This is a genomic window from Streptomyces sp. ISL-99 (genome assembly GCF_018614005.1).
Lineage (GTDB): Bacteria > Actinomycetota > Actinomycetes > Streptomycetales > Streptomycetaceae > Streptomyces > Streptomyces flavidovirens.
Window position 1 is genome coordinate 1 of the sequence record NZ_JAGGPC010000080.1, and the last position, 17,219, is coordinate 17,219.

Genomic DNA, 17,219 nt, shown 5'->3' on the forward strand with positions numbered 1-17,219 from the left:
GCACCCGCCCGCACCCGCACCCGCCCGCACCTCCCCCCCCGCCCTCCCTACACGTACTGCTTAAGTTCCCGCCGCGCCAGCGACCGCTGGTGGACCTCGTCCGGGCCGTCCGCCAGCTTCAGCGTCCGCGCCCCCGCCCACAGCTCCGCCAGCGGGAAGTCCTGGCTGACCCCGCCCGCGCCGTGCAGCTGCACCGCCTTGTCGATGATGTCGACAACCGCTCGCGGCGTAGCGATCTTGATGGCCTGAATCTCGGTGTGCGCCCCGCGATTGCCCACCGTGTCCATCAGCCACGCCGTCTTGAGCACCAGCAGCCGCAGCTGCTCGACGGTCACCCGCGCGTCCGCGATCCAGTTGTGTACGACGCCCTGCTGGGCGAGCGGCTTGCCGAACGCCTCACGCGACACCGCCCGCCGGCACATCAGCTCGATCGCCCGCTCCGCCATGCCGATCAGCCGCATGCAGTGGTGGATCCGCCCCGGACCGAGGCGGGCCTGCGCGATGGCGAAGCCGCCGCCCTCCTCTCCCACCAGCGCGGACGCCGGCACCCGCGCCCCGTCGAAGACGACCTCCGCGTGGCCGCCGTGGGAGTGGTCCTCGTACCCGTACACCTGCATCGCGCGCCGGACCTCGACGCCCGGCGTGTCGCGCGGCACCAGGATCATCGACTGCTGGCGGCGGACGTCCGCGCCGTCGGGGTCGGTCTTGCCCATCACGATGAAGATCTTGCAGTCCGGGTTCATGGCGCCGGAGATGTACCACTTGCGGCCGGTGACGACGTACTCGTCGCCATCCCTCTCGATCCGGGACTCGATATTCGTCGCGTCCGACGAGGCGACCTCCGGCTCGGTCATCGCGAACGCCGACCGGATCTCGCCCGACAGCAGCGGCTCCAGCCACTGCTTCTTCTGCCCGTCGGAGGCGAACTGCGCCAGCAGTTCCATGTTCCCCGTGTCCGGCGCCGCGCAGTTCAGCGCGGTGGGTGCCAGCTGCGGGCTGCGGCCGGTGATCTCGGCGAGCGGCGCGTATTGCAGATTGGTGAGCCCGGCGCCGTACTCCGCATCCGGAAGGAAGAGGTTCCACAGCCCCTGCCTGCGGGCCTCCGCCTTGAGGTCCTCGACGACCTGCGGGGTGTCCCACGGTGAGGCGAGCTGCTCGCGCTGTTCGTGGGCGACGGCCTCGGCCGGGTACACGAACTCGTCCATGAAGGCGAGGAGCTTCGTGCGGAGCTCTTCGGTCCGCGCGTCGTATGCGAAATCCATGGTGGGTCTCAGCCTTCCTGAAGGGTGGTCAGGCCGTGCTCGATGAACACGGGCACGAGGTCGCCGATCCGGTCGAAGCCGGCTCCGACGGTCTGCCCGAGCGTGTAGCGGTAGTGGATGCCCTCCAGGATCACGGCGAGCTTGAACCACGCGAACGCCGTGTACCAGGCGATCGCGGAGGTGTCCCGACCGGACCCGGCGGCGTACCGCTCGACGATCTCGCGCGCCGAGGGGTGGCCGGGCGCGCCGGCCGTCGTGGAGACGGGGGAGTCGGGCAGCCCCAGCTCGGAGCTGTACATCACCAGCAGCCCGAGGTCGGTGAGGGGGTCGCCGAGGGTCGACATCTCCCAGTCGAGGATGGCGTTGATCCGGTCGTCGGCGCCGCCGATCAGGACGTTGTCGAGCCGGTAGTCGCCGTGTACGACCGTGGGCGCGGGGGAGGCGGGCAGCGAGCGCCCGAGCGCGGCGTGCAGCTCGTCGATGCCCGCGAGTTCACGGTTGCGGGAGGCGTCGAGCTGCTTGCCCCAGCGGCGCAACTGGCGGTCCAGGAACCCCTCGGGGCGGCCGAAGTCGCCCAGGCCCACCGCCTCGGGATCGACGGCGTGCAGGGCGACGAGGGTGTCGACCAGGCCGAGCACGGCGGCGCGGGTGCGCTCGGCGCCCAGCGCGGCGAGCTCGTCGGCCGTACGGTACGGAACGCCCTCCACGAACTCCATGACGTAGAACGGCGACCCGATGACCGACTCGTCCTCGCACAGCAGCAGCGGCGCCGGCACCGGCACATCCGTCGGGTGCAGCGCGCTGATCACCCGGAACTCGCGCTTCATGTCGTGCGCGGTCGCCAGCACATGGCCGAGCGGCGGCCGCCGCACCACCCACCGGGACGTGCCGTCCGTGACGGCGTACGTCAGGTTCGAACGGCCCCCCTCGATGAGCCGGGCGCTGAGCGGTCCGCTCACCAGCCCCGGCCGCTCGCGGTCGAGACGACCGCGCAACTGCTCGGGATCGAGACCTGGCGGGTGGACTGCGCTCATGGGGGCACCTCCGAGGGCGGCGGACAAGGGCACGGTGGACAAGACGTCGCGACTCATCATGCCGACCAGTCGGTATGCCGTCCAGTGTGCCGACGTACCCCGAGACGCGGATCACGCGTGGCAGGCGACCGGCTTCCCGCCGCTCATGGCCGCCATGTCGGCGAAGAGGGCCACCGGATCGAGCGGCGAGCCCTCCGGCAGGCCGTCCAGTTCGGCGTACGCGCGGTGCAGGTTGGCTACCAGCCGCTCGCTCTCGCGCAGCTCGGCGAAGGCCCCGAGGTCGGCCTCCTGGGCGGTCTCCAGGGGCGTACGGCCCTTGGCGTGACCGGCCTCGGCGAGCTCGGCGACGTAGCGCAGGTAGCCGGCGGTGGCGTCGTACACCGACGGGTCGGTGACCGGGCCGTGGCCGGGTACGACGGTCTCCGCGCCGAGCGAGCGGAGCAGGTCGAGGGCGCGCAGTGACCCGCTCAGCGAACCCATCGGGACGAAGGGCGTACCGCCCTGGAAGACCAGGTCGCCGGTGAAGACGATCCCGTACTCCGGCAGGTGGACGATCGAATCGCCGGTGGTGTGCCCGACGCCCGGGTGGATCAGCCGCACCTCCGTCCCGCCTGCGTGGACGGTGAGCCGCTCGCTGTAGGTGAGGGTGGGGGCGGTGACGGTGATGTCGCCGAAGTCGTTCTGCGGCCACATCTGGTGCAGCTGGAGCCCGGCGGTCAGGACTTCGGCGCGGCAGGCGTCGTGCCCGATCACCGTGGCTTCGGGTACGAAGACGCTGTTGCCGTAGGTGTGGTCGCCGTGATGGTGGGTGTTGACGACGGTACGGGGGAGCGGCGCGCCGGTCGCGAGGATCGCTTCGCGCAGTGCGTGCGCGCGGCGCTCGGTTGCCGCGGTGTCGACGAGCAGCGTCGAAGTACCGTCGCTGACGAACCCGGCGTTGTTCAGGCACCACCCGCCGTCCGGCTGGATGTACGCGTGCACTTCGGGCGCGAGCTGGACGATGTACGGATCCGTGGCAGGCACTGGGATTCCCCCGGGTCGGGTAAGTCGATGGCGGTGGCCGAACTGGTCAGGGAGAGCCTGCCAGTTGGCTTCCGCCCGGGGGAAGGCAGGGCCGGGACCGGAACCTCGTGCTCAGTGATCGTCCCAGTGGCCGTCGTGAGCGGCGTGGCGGTGGCCGTCGTGAACGTAGTCGAGGTGATCGCCGTGCGTGACAGCGCTGTGCCCGCAGCCCTGGCCGTGCTCATGGGTGTGGCTGCTGTGCGTGATGTGATCCGTGGACTCGCACTCGTCCCAGTGCCCGGAGTGCTCGCGGTGCATGTGCCCGTTGTGCGCGTAGTCGGTGTGGTCACCGTGCGGCACGGCGGTGTGCCCGCAGGCCGGGCCGTGCATGTGCTCGTGGGTGGGGTGCTCCTGATGGAGGGTGGCCATTACGTTCACCTCTGGTGCGATTCCGGGTGTTTTGCGGTATCTCCAGGCTAGTCCTGATCGACCGCGTCATCCGTCTCCCACCCCTGCGCTGCGACGAATTCGTCACCGTGTTCCGCCGACCACCTGCCCAGTGCCCGGATCGGCTCCAGGAGACTCGCCCCGAGTCCGGTCAGCCCGTACTCGACGCGCGGTGGTGACTCGGCGTACGCGTGGCGCTCCACCAGGGCGTAACCCTCCAGGCGGCGGAGCGTCTGCGTGAGCACGAAGCCGAGCCCGGCCCGGCAGTCCGCGAGCAGGTCGTTCACAACCACGCTCCCCGCACGGTCCGTTGGGCACCGATCGGTAACCGACGGACCTCCTAGCGTCGTGTTCGGACGACGTGTTCAGACGTCCTGTCCTGTCCTGTCACGCTACGCGGAACAGGGAACACCCATGCGCATCGGAATTCTCGGTACGGGCAACATGGCCGACGCACTCGGAACCCAGTGGGCCCGGGCCGGCCACGAGGTGCTGGTCGGAGGCCGCCACCGCCTGAGCCCGCTCGAGCCGGCCTGCGTCAGACGACGATCGCGACGGCGAATCCGGCGAGCGCGATCGTGCAGGCGGTTGCCGTCATCGCGGCGCGTACGGACATAGGCGCCGGCCTGGTGGTGCTGACGACGGCCTGGATGCGGTGGTGGGCGACCCGCAGGAAGCCCAGCCAGACGAGCACGCACAGCGCTGTGGCGATCACCCCTGCCGCGCTGATCTCGTCGTGTACGGCCTGCTTCGCCGCCAGTACGGCCACCACCGTGCAGGCCAGCGTGGTCCGGCGCCAGGCGAGCCTCGTACGCTCCGGCTGGAGCCCTGGGTCCCTGGCGGGGCCGGGGGTGGGGCCGGGGGCGGCCGGGCGGCCCGTCAACTCGTGCCCTCCCAGTCGAAGAGGACGACCACCACCATGGCGACGGCGACGACCGCGACCACGAGGCTCAGCACCGTCGGGAACCGGGTGACGGGGAGATCGTCGCCGCGCCGCATGGCCCGCTCACAGCGCACCCAGTGATTGACCGCCCGCAGCGCACACAGCACACCGGCCGCCAGCAGGCCGAGCGCCATGCCGGCGCGTACGCCCCACGCCAGATCCGGCAGGAACTGGTCGACCGCGAAACCGCCGCCGATGAGCGCCAGCGCGGTACGGATCCAGGCGAGGAAGGTGCGCTCATTGGCCAGCGAGAAGCGGTAGTCGGGGGTCTCGCCCTCTTCCCGGATGCGCTGCGGCGCGAACCAGAGCCGCAGACTCCGTACAAACTCGGTCACCCGCCGCACCCTACCGGGCGGATTGTCAGTGGCAGGGACTGCTCCGCGGTGCGGACCGGGCCGAGGAGGTCGGGTCAAGCCTGCCCAGGACCTGACGAGGACAGTGGGCCCGGGCTTTGGGACCTCCGCAGCCGTTCCCATGCCGCGAGACCGTCCGGCACCCACTCCCATACGCCCTCGGTCAGCCGCCGGTCCAGCTCCGCGCGGGTCAGGAAGCCGTGCCACGCGACCTCCTCCGCCTGCGGATTCACCGGCAGCTCGCACCGCACCTCGTAGACGTACGACCACCAGGTCTGCGCCCTGTCGGTGCTCTCGTACAGGAACTTGAACAGGGGTACGGGCGCGGGCAGTCCGCTGACGCCCAGCTCCTCCTCCGCCTCCCGCAGCGCCGCCTCGTCGTACGACTCGCCCGCGCCGACGACCCCGCCCACGAACATGTCGTACATCGAGGGGAAGACCAGCTTCACCGGCGTCCTGCGGTGCACGAAGTACCGGCCCTCGCCGTCCCGCGCCAGGACGAAGACGCAGCGATGGCGCAAACCCTGTGCGTACGCCTCACCGCGCGGGGCCTGCCCCACCACCTCGTCGTTCTCGTCAACGATGTCCAGAATCTCGTCAGCAGGAGTCATGCGGGCCATCCAACCTCACGGTCAATCACCGGTTGACGCCCCGCCCGCCTCTGCCGAAGATCTGACGCACGGGTAACTTCTCGCTCCACTCGCCCCCGGCAAGGACGGAAACCATGGCGTACGACGCTGATGTGATCGTGATCGGGGCGGGCCTCGCAGGCCTGGCGGCCACCGCGGAACTCGTCGACGCGGGCCGCAAGGTGATCCTGCTGGACCAGGAACCCGAGCAGTCCATCGGCGGTCAGGCGCACTGGTCGTTCGGCGGGCTCTTCTTCGTCGACTCGCCCGAGCAGCGCCGCATGCGGATCAGGGACAGCCGCGAGCTCGCCCTCCAGGACTGGCACGGCACGGCGGGCTTCGACCGCGACGAGGACCACTGGCCGCGCGCGTGGGCCGAGGCGTACGTCGACTTCGCGGCCGGCGAGAAGCGCGCGTGGCTGCGCGGGCAGGGCGTGCGTTTCTTCCCGGTCGTGGGATGGGCCGAGCGCGGCGGGTACGACGCCACCGGGCACGGCAACTCCGTACCCCGCTTCCACATCACCTGGGGCACGGGCCCCGGCATCGTCGCCCCCTTCGAGCGCCGCGTGCGCGAGGGTGTCGCCCGTGGCCTGGTCCAGCTCAGGTTCCGCCACCGCGTCACCGGTCTCGCGCGCAGCGCCGGGTCCGTGGACACCGTGACCGGCGAGATCCTGGAGCCCTCGGACGCCGGGCGCGGGACCGCCAGCAGCCGCGAGGCGACCGGGTCCTTCGAGCTGCGGGCCCAGGCGGTGATCGTCACCTCGGGCGGCATCGGCGGCAACCACGATCTCGTACGCGCCAACTGGCCGCAGCGGCTCGCCGCGCCGCCCGCCTCGATGCTCTCCGGCGTACCCGCGCATGTCGACGGTCTGATGCTCGGCGTCACGGAGGCCGCGGGCGGCCGCATGATCAACCGTGACCGGATGTGGCACTACACGGAGGGCATCCAGAACTGGAACCCCATCTGGGCCAAGCACGGCATCCGCATCCTGCCCGGCCCCTCGTCCCTGTGGTTCGACGCCCGCGGCAAGCGCCTGCCCGTACCCCTCTTCCCCGGCTTCGACACCCTCGGCACGCTCGACCACATCATGAAGACCGGGTACGACTACACCTGGTTCGTCCTCGACCAGAGGATCATCGGCAAGGAGTTCGCGCTCTCGGGTTCCGAACAGAACCCGGACCTCACGGGCAAGTCCGTCCGTGACGTGATCGGCCGCGCCCGCGCCGACGTCCCCGGCCCGGTCAAGGCGTTCATGGACAAGGGCGCGGACTTCGTGGTCGAGAAGGATCTGACGTCACTGGTGCGCGGTATGAACGCGCTCACCAAGGAGCCGTTGATCGACGAGGCGCAGCTGCGCCGCGAGATCACCGCGCGGGACCGGGAGATCACCAACACCTTCACGAAGGACCTCCAGGTGATGGCGATCCGCGGGACGCGCAACTACCTGGGCGACAAGCTGATCCGTACGGCCTCGCCACACCGCATCCTCGACCCCAAGGCGGGCCCGCTCATCGCCGTACGCCTGCACATCCTCACCCGGAAGTCGCTCGGCGGCCTGGAGACCGACCTGTCCTCGCGCGTGCTCACGGAGGGCGGCGGCGTGCTGCCGGGCGTGTACGCGGCGGGGGAGGCGGCGGGATTCGGCGGCGGCGGCGTCCACGGATACCGCTCGCTGGAGGGCACGTTCCTGGGCGGCTGCCTGTTTTCCGGCCGTACGGCGGGCCGCGCGGCGGCGCGGGCGGTGGCCTAGTCTAGGGCCTGTCCGGCGGATCATGGCCGGGGCAGCTCAGGCCGGCCGCGCCCCGTCCAGCCGCTCTACGACCCGGAAGCGTTCCGCGACGACCACCGTCGTGTCGTCGACCGTGAACTCCGGGTCGCCCAGCGCCTCCCGCATCTCCTCGCTGTGCCAGAACCTCTCGTGCCCCACGCGCCAGTCCGCCACCGACGTGTGGCCCTCGCCCTCGTCCAGCGCGTGCTGGAGGTCCACGTCGCCGAGCGCGAGGACCCGTACCTCGGTCAGCTCGATCACCGCCACCTTGCGGCTGTTTGAGTCGATGACCACGGACCGCTCGCCGACCGGCGGCAACTCCTCCTTCTCGGCCTCGTACTCGGCGAGCAGGCCGGTCGTCGAGACCTTCTCGCCGGACAGCACGGCGGCGACCAGCCGGTCCCGCAGCGGACCGGGAAAGGCCAGCAGGCACGGCGGCAGCGAAGAGTGTTCAGGCATGGGGGCAAGACTAGGCCCGCGAAACCACGTTTCGGCAGGTCGGTGCCGTTTCAACTACATTGAGCCCGCGGAAAGTTGGTTTAGACCGCTCTTGACGTGGACTACCGCCTACCGCTTTGCTGTGCGTGATCAAACGCTCGCACACTGCGCCGTGGAGGACTTCGCGGATGCCACCTCCGCCACCCCTCGGCCGCTCGCGCCGCCGGACCGACCATACCTTCGACGCCGCACTCGACGACGCCGAACTCATCGCCGTACGCGGCCAGTTGGCCCAGGGCCGCTGGTCCAAGGCCCGCTCCCTGCTCGCCGTGACCGGCGACGACTGGGACCGCCGCGGCCACCGTCTCGTCGTTCTCGCCCAGGCCACCGGCGCCGCGGCCTGGGCCGGTGACTGGCTGCTCGCCGAGCCGGAGAGCTCCGACGCCGTCACCCTCATCGCCTGCGCCACCGTCCTCGGCGCGCTGCGCGGCAAGGAGACGGAGGACCGCGCGCGCGAGGCCTGCCGCCGCGCGGCCGAGCGGTCACCGGCCGATCCGACGCCGTGGCTCGGTCTGCTGCTCCTGGCCCGTTCCCTCGGGACGGAGGAGGAGGTCACCCAGCTCTTCGACCAGGTGCGGCTGCGCCACCCCGAGCACCATCACGCCCACCACCTGATGGCCGCCCGTCTCGCCGAACGCCGGCCGGACATAGGAAACGACCCCCTCCACGAGGTGTACGACTTCGCCGCCTGGGCCGCAGAACAGGCCCCCGCCGACTCCCCGCTCGCCGTACTCCCCGTGGTGGCCCACGCCGAGCGCTACCGCGCCCTCGCCCGCGCGGGCCAACTGCCGAACGACCCCGCCGCCTCCGGCCACTGGACGGGCCGCCGCGCCCGCCAGGTGATGAAGGCGGCGTTCGACTGGTGGCTGGAGTGGGAGCACGAGGACCACCCGCGCCGGCACGTCGACCTCAACTACCTGGCCCACGCGAAGCTCTGTGAGGGCAGGCCCGCCGAGGCCGCCGCCCTCCTCAACCGCATCGGCCCGCACGCCACCGAGGCCCCGTGGTCGTACCCCGACCGGGACCCGCACCGGGCTTTCCGCGCCGCGTGCGCCACGGCGCTCGGGATCGCATGACCCAGCACGTCAACGCCAAGACCAACGTCAAGGCCAACGCCACCTCATCGAAGCGAAGGGACGACCCCGCCATGTCGACGGGCAGTTCAAGCACGAGCGAGATAAGCAGAGACGCCGGCACCAGCGAGATCCGTACGTACAAGGGGCAGGAGCGGGCCCTGCGAGCCGGCCGCCTCGGCACGACGGGACTGCTGCTGTCCGTACTGGCCGCGAGCGCCCCGCTCATGGTCGTCGCGGGTGTCATGCCCACCACATACGGCGTGATGGGAATCGTCGGCCAGCCCCTCCTCTTCGTCATCCTCGGCGTGGTCCTGATGCTTTTCAGCGTCGGCTACGCCGAGATGAGCCGGCACGTCCACAACGCCGGCGCCTTCTACGCGTACATAGCCCGCGGCCTCGGCCCGACCGCCGGCGCCGGAGCCTCCCTGGTCGCCCTCGTCGCGTACAGCGCCATGCAGGTCGGCATCTACGGCATCCTCGGCTTCGAGATCTCCGGAATCTTCGCCACCTACCTCGACATCACCCTCGCCTGGTGGATCCCCGCCCTCGTCGCCGTACTGGTCGTCGGCGGCCTCGGCTGGCTCAAGATCGACCTCAACGCCAAGGTGCTGGGCGTCCTGCTGGTCGTCGAGTGCGCGCTCGTCGTGATCTTCGACGTGGCCGCGATCGCCGACCCGGCCAAGGAGGGCCTGTCCCTCCAGGCGTTCAACCCCGAAACCCTCACCGGCGCCGGACTCGGCACCGCCCTCTGCTTCTGCATCGCCGCCTTCGTCGGCTTCGAGCAGGCCCCGGTGTACGCCGAGGAGACCAGCCGCCCCCAGATCGTCGTCTCGCGCGTGATGTTCCTCGCCGTCGGGTACGCCGCGCTCTTCCTGGCCCTCAGCGCCTGGGCGCTCAGCATCGCCACCGGGCCCGGCCAGATCGTCAAGGTGGCGGGGGAGCAGGGGCCCGGACTCCTCTTCACCCTCACCGAGAGCCGGCTCGGCTCCACCTTCACCGACGTACTCCACATCCTCTTCGTGACCGGCATGTTCGCCGCGCTGCTCAGCTTCCACAACGTCGTCGCGCGGTACGCGTTCGCCATGGGCCGCGAGGGCCTGCTGCCGGCCTCCTTCGGCCGTACGAACAAGACGAGCGGCGCGCCCGCCGCCGGCTCCCTGCTCCAGTCCGGTGTGTCCCTGGCCATCGTCCTGGCCTTCGCGTTCACCGACGACAAGCCGGCCGGTGACCCGACCGTGCCCGTGCTGCACCTGTTCACCTGGATGGGCAACATCGGCGCGCTCGGCGTCATCCTGCTGATGGCGGCCGCGTCGTTCGCGGTCATCGCCTTCTTCGTACGCCGCGGAGCCGGCCGCGCACAGGCGGGACGCCTCGCGGCATCGGGCATCGCCGGGGCCGCTCTCCTGGGCATCGCCTTCTACACGGTCAAGGACTTCGACGTACTGGTGGGCGCGGGCCCCGGATCGGCACTCAGCTGGATCCTGCCGGGCATCATCGGCGTCGCGCTCGTCGGCGGCCTGGTGTACGGCGCGGTACTGCGCTCGGTGAAGCCCCAAGTGCACGGCCGGATCGGTCTGGGCAACGAGGCCTTCCAGCTGGAGAAGCAGGCGACGGAAGCCTGACGGAAGTCTGACGGGCACCCGCGGTCGCTGGCCCTCGGCGGCCGCGGGTGTTCGAATCGTTCTGTGACTCCTCAACCACCGGACAGCCCGGTCGGCCCGGACAGCGGTGGCGCACCCGTCGGCCGCCGGGTCGTCCTCGGCATGCTGGGCCTCGGCGCCGCGGGCCTGGCCACCGCGCCGTACCTCCAGAACGGGCTCGACTCCTTCCTCGGCTCCGCCGCGGACAAGGACCCCACCGGCCTGACCGGCCTCCTGCCCAACGGCGGCGGCTTCCGTTACTACTCCGTGGCCTCCTCCGTACCGCACAAGGGCCCGGAGAACTACCGGCTCAAGGTCGACGGACTCGTCGACACACCCGCCACCTACACCCTCGACGACCTGCGCGCGATGGAGCAGACGCGCCTCGTGCGCGACGTCCAGTGCGTCACGGGGTGGCGGGTCCCGGACACCCCCTTCGAGGGCGTGCGGCTGTCGAGGCTGCTCGCCGCCGCGGGCGTGCGGCCGGAGGCCAGGGCGATCCGCTTCACCTGCTTCGACGGTACGTACAGCGAGAGCCTCACCCTTCAGCAGGCCCGTCGCGAAGACGTACTGGTGGCCCTGCGCATGCAGGACAAGCCGCTCAGCCACGCGCACGGCGGCCCGGTGCGGCTCTACGTCGCGCCCATGTACTTCTACAAGTCGGCGAAATGGCTCTCCGGCATCACCGTCACCCCCGAGGTACGGCCCGGGTACTGGGAGGAGCGCGGCTATGACGTCGACGCGTGGGTCGGCCGTTCGAACGGACGCGACGATGCTCCTACGGTCTGAACACCACGCCCGTGTACGCCGCTTCAGCCGCTCCGAGCGCCGGGTCCACCGCGCCACCGCCGGCCTGACCCTGCTGTGTGTCGTGACGGCGGCCTGTCTGTACGTACCGCAGCTCGCCGAACTCGTCGGCCGGCGCCACCTGGTGGTCACCGTGCACGAGTGGTCGGGGCTGCTGATCCCCGCGCCGTTCCTGCTCGGCCTGGCCTCCCGTGCCTTCCGCCGCGACCTGGGCAGGCTCAACCGGTTCGGGCCGCACGACCGGCAGTGGCTGCGGGCCGCGCTGCGGCGGGACATGAGCCACGCGTCGCGCCCCGCGGGGAAGTTCAACGCCGGTCAGAAGCTCTACGCGGCGTGGATCGCGGGCGCGGTGCTGGTGATGCTCGGCACCGGGCTGCTGATGTGGTTCACGAACCTGGCCCCGCTGGTCTGGCGTACGAGCGCCACCTTCGTCCACGACTGGCTCGCCCTGGCCATGGGCATCGTGATCGCCGGGCACATCGCGATGGCCCTGATGCGGCCGGAGTCCCGGCGCGGCATGCGCACCGGGACCGTCGACCGCGACTGGGCGGAGCGGGAACACCCGCTGTGGACGGCGGAGTTGAGGAGTGCTCCGGACCGGAAGCCGGATGGCCTACAGGACGAGTGACAACAGCAGGACGAAGCCGAGCGAGACCACCGAGATGATCGTCTCCATCACCGACCAGGTCTTGATCGTCTGGCCGACGTCCATGCCGAAGTACTCCTTCACCAGCCAGAACCCCGCGTCGTTGACATGGCTGAAGAAGAGCGAGCCCGCGCCGACCGCGAGCACCAGCAGCGCCGCGTGCGACGCCGACATGTCGGCGGCGAGCGGGGCGACCAGACCGGCCGCCGAGATGGTGGCCACGGTCGCCGAGCCCGTCGCGAGCCGGATGGCGACGGCGATCAGCCAGGCGAGCAGCAGGGTCGGGATCGCCCAGTCCTTGGAGAAGTCCAGGATCATCTGGCCGACGCCCACGTCGATGAGCGTCTGCTTGAAGCCGCCGCCCGCGCCGACGATCATCAGCACGCCCGCGATCGGGGCGAGCGACTTCTCTACGGTCGAGGACAGCCGGTCCTTGGTGAACCCGGCGGCACGTCCCAGCGTGAAGAGTCCCACCAGTACGGCGGCGAGCAGCGCGATCAGCGGCGAGCCGATGACGTCCGTCACGCGCTGGACCGGGTTGTCCGGGTCGTTGACGACGATGTCCACGAGCGCCTTGGCCAGCATCAGCACGACCGGCAGCAGCACGGTGGCGACGGTCGCGCCGAAGCCGGGACGGCGCTCCAGGTCCTCCGAGGGACGCTGCGGAATCATCCGCTCCGGCGCCGGGATGTCGACCCAGCGGGCGGCGTACTTCGAGAAGAGCGGCCCCGCGATGATCACGGTCGGGATCGCGACGAGCACACCGAGCCCCAGCGTGAGGCCCAGGTTGGCGCCGATCGCGTCGATGGCGACCAGCGGGCCGGGGTGCGGCGGGATCAGCCCGTGCATCACGGACAGGCCCGCCAGCGCCGGGATGCCGATCCGCATCAGCGAGTAGTTGCCGCGCTTGGCGACGAGCAGCACCACCGGGATCAGCAGCACGATGCCGACCTCGAAGAAGAGCGGCAGACCGATGATGCTGGCGATCAGCACCATCGCCCACGGCATCGCACGGCCGCTCGCCTTCGCGAGGATCGTGTCGACGATCTGGTCCGCGCCGCCGGAGTCGGCCAGCAGCTTGCCGAGGATCGCGCCGAGCGCGATCAGCACGCCGACGCCCGCGACCGTATTGCCCAGGCCGGTCGAGAAGCTGGTGATGGCCTTGTCGAGCGGGGCGCCCGCGAACGCCCCGAGCGCCAGCGACCCGATGGTCAGCGCGAGGAAGGCGTGGAGCTTGAACTTCGTGATGAGCAGGACGATGACGGCAATGCCGGCGAGGACTGCTATCCCCAACTGGCCGCTGCCGGCCGAGGTGATCGGCTCGACGGCGCCCGCTGCCAGCGTCTCGACGCTGAGACTGGTCACGGCTCTCTACTTTCTGAAGTCTTGGGAGGCTTGGCTGTCGAGCCGGCGCAGGGCCGCGACGGCTCGTTCGGTGATGTCTTCCGGAGACCCCGAGACGTCCACGGAGACGCCCGCCTCGTCCTCCTGGAGCGGCTGCAGGGCGGCGTACTGCGAATCGAGCAGCGCGGTCGGCATGAAGTGGCCCCTGCGCTCCCGCATCCGCTCCTCGATCAGCTCCCGGTCACCCGTGAGGTGCAGGAACACGGCGTCGGGGGCCGCCGCGCGCAGCCGGTCGCGGTAGACCCGCTTGAGCGCCGAGCTGCTCACGACTCCACCGAGCCCGGCCCGGCTGTGCGCCCACTCGCCGATCGCGTCGAGCCAGGGCCACCGGTCCGCGTCGTCCAGCGGGGTTCCGGCCGACATCTTGGCGATGTTGGCCGGGGGGTGGAAGTCGTCGCCCTCGGCGTACGGGACGCCGAGCCGGCCGGCGAGCAGGGGACCGATGGTGGTCTTGCCGGTCCCTGCCACGCCCATCACCACGACGACGTGGGGGCTGTTCATGAGTGGAGTGCCTCGCTGTCTTCATCGACATCGGTCCGTCGCGCTACTGAAACCTATTAGGTACGACGTATTCAAGAGCCTGTGACATAAACGTCGTACTTTTTGGTCGCGGGGACCGCCCCGTACGCTGAGCCCATGACCAACCAGGCCCGGGGGCTGCACGCCCAGCTGCTGGAAAGCCTCGGTCCCGCGATCACAGCCGGTGAGTATCCGCCCGGCAGCGTGTTGCGTACGGACGAGCTCGCCCAGCGCTTCGACGTATCGCGCACGGTGATCCGCGAGGCGGTCCGGGTCCTGGAGTCGATGCACCTCGTGGAGTCCCGCCGCCGGGTGGGCGTGACCGTACGCCCCACCGAGGAATGGAATGTCTACGATCCGCAGGTGATCCGGTGGCGGCTGGCCGGCGCCGACCGCCCCCGCCAGCTGCGCTCGCTGACCGTGCTCCGTTCCGCCGTGGAGCCGGTGGCGGCCGGGCTCGCCGCGCGGTTCGCGACCCCGGAGCAGTGTGCGGCGCTCACCGAGGAGGCGCTCGGGATGGTCGCGACCTCGCGGGGCCGGCAGCTCGACGCGTACCTCGTGCACGACATCGCGTTCCACCGCGTCGTACTGCGTGCATCAGGCAACGAGATGTTCGCCCGGCTCGGCGATGTGGTGGCCGAGGTCCTCAGCGGACGCACGAGGCACCAGGTGATGTTCGAGGATCCGGACCCGGCGGCCGTCACCCTGCACGTCCAAGTCGCCGAAGCCGTAAGGGAAGGCGACGCGCTGCGGGCGGAGCGGCTGACCCGCGAGATCGCCGTCGGCGCCCTCCAGGAGCTCGACGTACTGGCCCCGTGAGCGCCCTTGATGTCCGCTCCCTTATCCTTTTGTTCGCTTTAAATCAACTCGCTGAACACTCTTGACGCCTGTATGTCCGACCTCCGAGCATTCTCCGCATGGTCTTGTCAGACAGCCGGACAGGTGGCGGCGCACCCCGGCGCATCAGCGCGATGGAAGCCGTCCTCACCCACCTCCGGGACGCCATAGAGCGGGGTGAACTCGCCATCGGCGAGAAACTCCCCACGGAGGCCGAGCTCGGAAAACGCTTCGAGGTCAGCCGCTCCGTAGTACGTGAGGCCCTGCGCGCTCTCCAGGCGCTCGGCCTCACGGTGTCCCGCGCCGGCAAGGGTACGTACGTCGCGGCCAGTGGCCCGGACCAGAACCCGATCTTCGGGGCGTACTCCGCCCGGGACCTGCTCGAAGTGCGACGGCACGTCGAGATCCCCGTGGCGGGTTACGCTGCTGTGCGGCGAACGCAGGACGACGTAGACCTGCTGACCCACCTGATCGGGAAGATGGAGCAGGAGACCGACCCCACCGCCTGGGTGGCGCTGGACACGCTCTTCCACATTTCCATCGCCCAGGCGTCCGGCAACCCTGTCTTCCACAAGATCATCGAAGAGATCAGGGACGCCCTTGCCCGGCAGTCCACCTTCCTGAACCAACTCGGGGACCGGCGACGCCAGTCGGACCTCGAGCACCGGGCACTTGTAGAGGCGATCGTCGGCGGCTCCGAGGGAGCGGCGGTGCAGGCCATGGCCGCGCACCTCGAACTCGTCGAGATCACTCTCAACACGATCGTGCGGCCCGGTACCGCACACCCCCCAAATGAAGGCGAAGAAACAGCATGAGCGACCGCATCCTCCCTGCGGCCCCCGCCGGTCCCGCCGATCCCGTATCGACATCCCCACATGTCGACGCGGGTGACGAGGGTTACAGCAAAGACCTGAAGTCCCGCCACATCAACATGATCGCGATCGGCGGGGCGATAGGCACCGGCCTGTTCCTGGGCGCCGGTGGCCGCATGGCCGGAGCGGGGCCTTCCCTGGCCATCGCGTACGCCATCTGCGGCGTCTTCGCCTTCTTCGTGGTCCGCGCGCTGGGCGAGCTGGTGCTCTACCGCCCGTCCTCCGGCGCGTTCGTGTCGTACGCCCGTGAATTCATGGGCGAGAAGGGCGCCTTCGCCGCGGGCTGGCTGTACTTCCTCAACTGGTCGACCACCGCTGTGGCCGACATCACAGCCGCTGCGACCTACGCCCACTTCTGGGCGATGTTCAGCGACGTACCGCAGTGGGTTCTGGCCCTGATCGCCCTCGCCGTCGTCCTCACCGCGAACCTCATCTCGGTGAAGTACTTCGGCGAGATGGAGTTCTGGTTCGCCATCGTCAAGGTCGCCGCCCTGGTCGTCTTCATGGCCATCGGCATCTACCTGGTCGCCACCCAGCACCAGCTCGACGGCCACACCCCCGGCTTCTCCACGATCAGCGACGGCGGCGGCCTCTTCCCGGTCGGCATGCTGCCGATGCTCCTGGTCATCCAGGGTGTCGTCTTCGCGTACGCCTCGGTGGAGCTGTGCGGCGTCGCCGCGGGCGAGACCAAGAACCCCGAGAAGATCATGCCGAAGGCGATCAACTCGATCATGTGGCGCGTGGGCATCTTCTACGTCGGCTCGGTCATCCTCCTGGCGCTGCTGCTCCCGTACACGGCGTACTCCGGCGACGAGAGCCCCTTCGTCACCGTCATGAACAAGCTCGGCGTCGCCGGCGCGGCGGACGTCATGAACCTCGTCGTGCTGACGGCGGCCCTCTCCAGCCTGAACTCGGGCCTGTACTCCACGGGCCGGATCCTGCGCTCCATGGCCCTCTCAGGCTCTGCACCCAAGTTCACGGGCCGCATGAACAAGGGCCAGGTCCCGTACGGCGGCATCCTCCTCACCGCCGGCTTCGGTGTCCTGGGCGTCGGCCTGAACTACGTCATGCCGGGCGAGGCGTTCGAGATCGTCCTGAACTTCGCGTCGATCGGCATCCTCGGCACCTGGGGCATGATCATGCTCTGCTCGCTGCTCTTCTGGCACCGCTCGAAGGACGGCCGGGTCACGCGCCCGTCGTACCGTCTTCCCTGGGCCCCGTACACCCAGCTCGTCACGCTCGCCTTCCTCGCCAGCGTGGTCGTCCTGATGTGGTGGGGCGGCGGCGTCGGCCGTACGACCGTGATGTGCCTCCCGCTGATCGCGGCGGCGCTGGTGGGCGGCTGGTTCGTGGTCCGCAAGCGGGTAGCCGTGATGGCGGCGGAGCGCAAGGGCGCGTAAGCCCGCACCCTGCGGGGCTGTTCCCCACCCCGCCCCTGCCCGAACCGGGGGCAGGCCCCCGGACGCCCTCCGGGCGTGTCC

18 protein-coding genes and 2 pseudogenes are annotated in these 17,219 nt (G+C 70.2%); 9 read left to right on the top strand and 11 right to left on the bottom strand.

Features of this window, described 5'->3' with window-relative positions:
• Positions 1–47 precede the first annotated feature (47 nt).
• The 5 genes and pseudogenes from J7E91_RS33225 to J7E91_RS33245 form a co-directional block, all read right to left on the bottom strand.
• Positions 48–1,262, bottom strand: coding sequence for an acyl-CoA dehydrogenase family protein (locus tag J7E91_RS33225; protein ID WP_214910771.1), 1,215 nt, complete (start codon positions 1,260–1,262; stop codon positions 48–50).
• A gap of 8 nt (positions 1,263–1,270) precedes the next feature.
• Complete coding sequence (locus tag J7E91_RS33230; RefSeq protein ID WP_214910773.1) at positions 1,271–2,296, bottom strand: phosphotransferase family protein; 1,026 nt, start codon at positions 2,294–2,296, stop codon at positions 1,271–1,273.
• A 111-nt stretch (positions 2,297–2,407) separates the two neighbouring features.
• The gene (locus J7E91_RS33235) at positions 2,408–3,319 is read right to left on the bottom strand and encodes an MBL fold metallo-hydrolase (protein ID WP_214910775.1); all 912 of its coding nucleotides are present in this window, start codon (positions 3,317–3,319) and stop codon (positions 2,408–2,410) included.
• A gap of 111 nt (positions 3,320–3,430) precedes the next feature.
• Positions 3,431–3,727, bottom strand: coding sequence for a hypothetical protein (locus tag J7E91_RS33240; RefSeq protein ID WP_214910777.1), 297 nt, complete (start codon positions 3,725–3,727; stop codon positions 3,431–3,433).
• 47 nt (positions 3,728–3,774) lie between these two features.
• Positions 3,775–3,990 (bottom strand): annotated as a pseudogene (locus J7E91_RS33245) (winged helix-turn-helix transcriptional regulator); the annotation flags it as partial.
• A gap of 169 nt (positions 3,991–4,159) precedes the next feature.
• On the opposite strand from J7E91_RS33245, the pseudogene J7E91_RS33250 reads away from it, so the two are divergent.
• Positions 4,160–4,252: pseudogene (locus tag J7E91_RS33250) on the top strand (NAD(P)-binding domain-containing protein); the annotation flags it as partial.
• 31 nt (positions 4,253–4,283) lie between these two features.
• Here J7E91_RS33250 and J7E91_RS33255 read toward each other — a convergent pair.
• The 3 genes from J7E91_RS33255 to J7E91_RS33265 form a co-directional block, all read right to left on the bottom strand.
• On the bottom strand, positions 4,284–4,628 hold the full coding sequence (locus J7E91_RS33255) for a DUF202 domain-containing protein (RefSeq protein ID WP_214910781.1): 345 nt from the start codon (positions 4,626–4,628) through the stop codon (positions 4,284–4,286).
• Positions 4,625–5,023, bottom strand: a complete 399-nt coding sequence (locus J7E91_RS33260) for a DUF202 domain-containing protein (RefSeq protein ID WP_214910783.1) — start codon at positions 5,021–5,023, stop codon at positions 4,625–4,627. Before J7E91_RS33260 ends, J7E91_RS33255 begins: the two co-directional genes overlap by 4 nt.
• A 74-nt stretch (positions 5,024–5,097) precedes the next feature.
• Positions 5,098–5,652 carry an NUDIX domain-containing protein gene (locus J7E91_RS33265; protein ID WP_214910785.1) on the bottom strand — a complete coding sequence of 185 codons (555 nt, stop codon included), beginning with the start codon at positions 5,650–5,652 and terminating at the stop codon, positions 5,098–5,100.
• 113 nt (positions 5,653–5,765) lie between these two features.
• On the opposite strand from J7E91_RS33265, the gene J7E91_RS33270 reads away from it, so the two are divergent.
• Positions 5,766–7,421, top strand: coding sequence for an FAD-binding dehydrogenase (locus J7E91_RS33270; RefSeq protein WP_214910787.1), 1,656 nt, complete (start codon positions 5,766–5,768; stop codon positions 7,419–7,421).
• A gap of 36 nt (positions 7,422–7,457) precedes the next feature.
• On the opposite strand, the gene J7E91_RS33275 is transcribed toward J7E91_RS33270, so the two are convergent.
• A complete protein-coding gene (locus J7E91_RS33275) occupies positions 7,458–7,898 on the bottom strand; it encodes an ASCH domain-containing protein (RefSeq protein ID WP_214910789.1) in 441 nt (146 codons plus the stop codon).
• A 167-nt stretch (positions 7,899–8,065) separates the two neighbouring features.
• On the opposite strand from J7E91_RS33275, the gene J7E91_RS33280 reads away from it, so the two are divergent.
• From J7E91_RS33280 to J7E91_RS33295, 4 genes are all read left to right on the top strand, one after another.
• Positions 8,066–9,013, top strand: a complete 948-nt coding sequence (locus J7E91_RS33280; RefSeq protein ID WP_214910791.1) for a hypothetical protein — start codon at positions 8,066–8,068, stop codon at positions 9,011–9,013.
• A gap of 71 nt (positions 9,014–9,084) precedes the next feature.
• The gene (locus tag J7E91_RS33285) at positions 9,085–10,635 is read left to right on the top strand and encodes an APC family permease (protein ID WP_214910806.1); all 1,551 of its coding nucleotides are present in this window, start codon (positions 9,085–9,087) and stop codon (positions 10,633–10,635) included.
• 63 nt (positions 10,636–10,698) lie between these two features.
• On the top strand, positions 10,699–11,442 hold the full coding sequence (locus J7E91_RS33290; RefSeq protein WP_374224815.1) for a molybdopterin-dependent oxidoreductase: 744 nt from the start codon (positions 10,699–10,701) through the stop codon (positions 11,440–11,442).
• Complete coding sequence (locus J7E91_RS33295) at positions 11,426–12,088, top strand: cytochrome b/b6 domain-containing protein (RefSeq protein ID WP_214910794.1); 663 nt, start codon at positions 11,426–11,428, stop codon at positions 12,086–12,088. Before J7E91_RS33290 ends, J7E91_RS33295 begins: the two co-directional genes overlap by 17 nt.
• On the opposite strand, the gene J7E91_RS33300 is transcribed toward J7E91_RS33295, so the two are convergent.
• Complete coding sequence (locus J7E91_RS33300) at positions 12,074–13,471, bottom strand: gluconate:H+ symporter (RefSeq protein ID WP_214910796.1); 1,398 nt, start codon at positions 13,469–13,471, stop codon at positions 12,074–12,076. The genes J7E91_RS33295 and J7E91_RS33300 overlap by 15 nt on opposite strands.
• A 6-nt stretch (positions 13,472–13,477) precedes the next feature.
• Positions 13,478–14,011 carry a gluconokinase gene (locus J7E91_RS33305; RefSeq protein ID WP_214910798.1) on the bottom strand — a complete coding sequence of 178 codons (534 nt, stop codon included), beginning with the start codon at positions 14,009–14,011 and terminating at the stop codon, positions 13,478–13,480.
• A gap of 135 nt (positions 14,012–14,146) precedes the next feature.
• On the opposite strand from J7E91_RS33305, the gene J7E91_RS33310 reads away from it, so the two are divergent.
• From J7E91_RS33310 to J7E91_RS33320, 3 genes are all read left to right on the top strand, one after another.
• Complete coding sequence (locus tag J7E91_RS33310; RefSeq protein ID WP_214910800.1) at positions 14,147–14,848, top strand: FadR/GntR family transcriptional regulator; 702 nt, start codon at positions 14,147–14,149, stop codon at positions 14,846–14,848.
• A 98-nt stretch (positions 14,849–14,946) separates the two neighbouring features.
• Positions 14,947–15,681, top strand: a complete 735-nt coding sequence (locus J7E91_RS33315) for a FadR/GntR family transcriptional regulator (RefSeq protein WP_214910802.1) — start codon at positions 14,947–14,949, stop codon at positions 15,679–15,681.
• Positions 15,678–17,138: an amino acid permease gene (locus J7E91_RS33320; RefSeq protein WP_214910804.1), complete on the top strand. Its 1,461-nt coding sequence runs from the start codon at positions 15,678–15,680 to the stop codon at positions 17,136–17,138. The genes J7E91_RS33315 and J7E91_RS33320 overlap by 4 nt, the downstream gene beginning before the upstream one ends.
• Positions 17,139–17,219: the final 81 nt, after the last annotated feature.

Excerpts from the sequence above, each read along its gene's own strand:
- J7E91_RS33225 (WP_214910771.1), bottom strand. The coding sequence starts at position 1,262 with ATGGATTTCGCATACGACGCGCGGACCGAAGAGCTCCGCACGAAGCTC.
- J7E91_RS33230 (WP_214910773.1), bottom strand. The coding sequence starts at position 2,296 with ATGAGCGCAGTCCACCCGCCAGGTCTCGATCCCGAGCAGTTGCGCGGT.
- J7E91_RS33240 (WP_214910777.1), bottom strand. The coding sequence starts at position 3,727 with ATGGCCACCCTCCATCAGGAGCACCCCACCCACGAGCACATGCACGGC.
- J7E91_RS33265 (WP_214910785.1), bottom strand. The coding sequence starts at position 5,652 with ATGACTCCTGCTGACGAGATTCTGGACATCGTTGACGAGAACGACGAG.
- J7E91_RS33270 (WP_214910787.1), top strand. The coding sequence starts at position 5,766 with ATGGCGTACGACGCTGATGTGATCGTGATCGGGGCGGGCCTCGCAGGC.
- J7E91_RS33275 (WP_214910789.1), bottom strand. The coding sequence starts at position 7,898 with ATGCCTGAACACTCTTCGCTGCCGCCGTGCCTGCTGGCCTTTCCCGGT.
- J7E91_RS33280 (WP_214910791.1), top strand. The coding sequence starts at position 8,066 with ATGCCACCTCCGCCACCCCTCGGCCGCTCGCGCCGCCGGACCGACCAT.
- J7E91_RS33285 (WP_214910806.1), top strand. The coding sequence starts at position 9,085 with ATGTCGACGGGCAGTTCAAGCACGAGCGAGATAAGCAGAGACGCCGGC.
- J7E91_RS33295 (WP_214910794.1), top strand. The coding sequence starts at position 11,426 with ATGCTCCTACGGTCTGAACACCACGCCCGTGTACGCCGCTTCAGCCGC.
- J7E91_RS33305 (WP_214910798.1), bottom strand. The coding sequence starts at position 14,011 with ATGAACAGCCCCCACGTCGTCGTGGTGATGGGCGTGGCAGGGACCGGC.
- J7E91_RS33310 (WP_214910800.1), top strand. The coding sequence starts at position 14,147 with ATGACCAACCAGGCCCGGGGGCTGCACGCCCAGCTGCTGGAAAGCCTC.
- J7E91_RS33315 (WP_214910802.1), top strand. The coding sequence starts at position 14,947 with ATGGTCTTGTCAGACAGCCGGACAGGTGGCGGCGCACCCCGGCGCATC.
- J7E91_RS33320 (WP_214910804.1), top strand. The coding sequence starts at position 15,678 with ATGAGCGACCGCATCCTCCCTGCGGCCCCCGCCGGTCCCGCCGATCCC.